The organism is Stenotrophomonas sp. SrG (assembly GCF_050031795.1).
Taxonomy (GTDB): Bacteria; Pseudomonadota; Gammaproteobacteria; order Xanthomonadales; family Xanthomonadaceae; genus Stenotrophomonas; species Stenotrophomonas rhizophila_A.
Map to the genome: position 1 here is coordinate 1 of NZ_JBNBBE010001359.1, position 235 is coordinate 235.

A 235-nucleotide genomic window follows, 5' to 3' on the forward strand; every position below is an offset into this window, starting at 1 on the left:
TTCCTGGGCGGCGACCGCGCCCAGGCCGGACAAGAAACTGCCATCGCGGTTGGAGAAGCGGTCGGTGGCGTTGCCGCCGCTGTTGCGGCCATGCGCGACCCATTCCTCGAACAGCAGCTTCTGGTGGGCCAGGGCGAACACCCACATGCGCTGTTCGGTGGACGGGCGCGAGTAATCAATCACCCTCAAGCGGCCCGGATCCACGCCGAGCTCCGGCCGGCGCAGGGCGCAGGTC

1 protein-coding gene is annotated in these 235 nt (G+C 68.9%); it reads right to left on the minus strand.

Going from position 1 to position 235, the window contains the following annotated elements; translation table 11 throughout:
• Positions 1–235: murein L,D-transpeptidase catalytic domain-containing protein (locus tag ACQG3P_RS23840; RefSeq protein WP_426806433.1), on the minus strand; the 235-nt coding region annotated here is incomplete at both ends.